The 526-nt window shown below is 27.4% G+C and carries 1 protein-coding gene; it reads right to left on the bottom strand.

What is annotated here, in order from left to right:
• Positions 1–268: 268 nt before the first annotated feature.
• On the bottom strand, positions 269–526 hold a 258-nt coding region (locus Q1A15_RS20925; protein ID WP_299628393.1), incomplete at its 5' end, for a DUF4294 domain-containing protein.

Below are 526 nucleotides of genomic sequence, written 5' to 3'. Positions count from 1 at the left end.
TCTAAAACCGTGTTTTGTTATTTGCGGGTGCAAAACTACACACTCTTTTCAATCCCACCAAACTTTTAAACCAAAAATTTATACTTTTTTTGTAAGTTTTTCATAATAAACAACTAATCAATGATTTGTGAATTTTACTTTTTTCAACTAAATAAGTAAACTGAAAATGATACTATACAGTGAAGGGATTTTAAGTAATGTCAATGTTTCTTTAAAACATCAAAAAATAAATAAATGAAGTACTTTTTATCTCCTTTTATTCCAAGAATTACTTCTTCTTTTTCTTCTTCTTGCACTTTTTACGCATTTTAGCAAACATCTCCTTATACTTTTCTACATTAATCTCTCCTCTCCTACTCTCTAAAATATTATAAGAATCTATTTCTAATTTTGAAGGCTGTGGTTCTAATGACTCATCTATGAATGCTCTCTGCAGAACATCTTCTATCAAATAATCTTCATTTACAGATTCAGGATGATATTCATCTTTTAAAGATAGTTTAAAAACATTGGCTGTAGTGTTATA

The sequence above is a fragment of the uncultured Tenacibaculum sp. genome, from assembly GCF_947495995.1.
GTDB lineage: Bacteria > Bacteroidota > Bacteroidia > Flavobacteriales > Flavobacteriaceae > Polaribacter.
Note: the sequence above shows the minus strand (reverse complement) of the source record. Positions and strands in the feature narration are given on the sequence as shown.